The organism is Variovorax glucosi (assembly GCF_051216695.1).
In the GTDB taxonomy this organism is placed as follows: domain Bacteria; phylum Pseudomonadota; class Gammaproteobacteria; order Burkholderiales; family Burkholderiaceae_C; genus Variovorax.
The window spans coordinates 1-1,467 of sequence record NZ_JBPJZE010000089.1; the positions used below are offsets into that span (position 1 = coordinate 1).

Here is a 1,467-nt window from a genome sequence, read left to right on the forward strand (position 1 = left end):
GCTAGGGTAGAGCGGGTGCTAGCGCTCTCAGTCGGCTTCAACTGGGCATCCCACAAAGTAGGGATGCCCAGGACCTCTCACCCCCGCTACCGTAGTACAGGGGAGTACCACAAAGGTATGGGAGGCCGAAGATGCTTTGGAAAGCGGCGAGCGTAGCCACAGCGGCATTCATGTTGATGCCGGGCGCATCCTTTGCCTTCGAGCTATCGCCGGACGGAACGTCCTTCGAGAAGAAGCTCGCGAAGATGGGACAACCGACCGGAGACAAGTTGCTCAGCAAGCTCGTGGACTTGGGCGTTCGAAAGTTCGGCAGCCCAGTTCACGAAGAGATCGCAAACCGGTCATTGGATTGCGATGGAGACGCGGATATCTGCGCCGACCCTGATTGGGACCCGGCACAGGCCTACGTGCTCGCCGGAGTACGTTGGAATGATGACCCGCCATTCAGATTCGAATCTTCGTTCGGTAAGTACGGGGGATGCAAGGTCGGAGACACGGTGCGCCTTGTCGTGCAACCGGAGTGCTGGGGGCGAGTGTTCTACGACGGGAAGAAGAGGGCAGCCCGCGGTGAAGTACTGAATGCCAAGACGGCACCGCTACTTGTACGGTCCCACTTCGGGGACATGCAGTTTCTTCACGCGATGGGCTCGGTCGATGGTGAACCGCCAGACATTACCTACGGGCGCATCATGATGTGGGCCGAGTTCACGTGGAAGGTCGCGACCAGAAAGATCCCTGCCAATGGCATCGTTGCGAATCAAGACGTGGCGGGTGTTCGCGATGTCTTTGGCATGAACGGATGGAGCGTGCAGGACCTTTTTGCTCTCGGCAATCCGAACATCCGCAAGCCTTCCTATCTGGGTGCGGTCGCGTTCGGAAGCCTTTTGCATACCGTTCAGGATTCGTTCTCTCGCGCGCATGTCGAGCGTGAGCAAGTAACGAAGGGGGCCAAGTGCCCGGGCGCTGCTAGCGACTACGCGGCGCCGGGAGCCGTCAGAGAGTTTCACGCTTACGGTCACCAGGACGCGGACAAGCATTCCACTGCGGATGTTCGGGCCGCGTTTTCCGTGCACTGGTCTTCTGGAGCACCAAGCGCGGTGGACGTCGGGAGGGTGCTTGTGCAGTTTTATGACCGCCAAGCGGAATGGTTGGAGGTTCGGCCGTATGTGGAGTGCGTATTCCGATTGGCGCCGAATACGACGGTGGCGTCTCCTGGTGACTATGCGGTCAATTGACCGGCGCGCGACCCATTTTGAGCTTTCAAATGATTTGTCGCAGCTATCTCTTTGGTGACGCAGCAGGGAGTTCAGATAGGAGATGAGGGGCTTGCGCAACTTGGCTGCGATGTATTCGATGTGAGTACGCTGCTGGAAAAATGATGGAGGCAGGGAATGGTTACGGAAGCAGATATCGCTGCGGCAACGCATATTCGGTTGCCAACAAGATTCGCCTATCAGAACCGAGACG

The 1,467-nt window shown here is 58.1% G+C and carries 1 protein-coding gene; it reads left to right on the forward strand.

What is annotated here, in order from left to right; all coding sequences use genetic code 11:
- Positions 1 to 131 precede the first annotated feature (131 nt).
- Positions 132 to 1,235 (forward strand): hypothetical protein, encoded by a 1,104-nt coding sequence (locus ACSFA3_RS23125; protein ID WP_435472711.1) that lies wholly within the window; start codon positions 132 to 134, stop codon positions 1,233 to 1,235.
- The last annotated feature ends 232 nt before the right edge of the window (positions 1,236 to 1,467 follow it).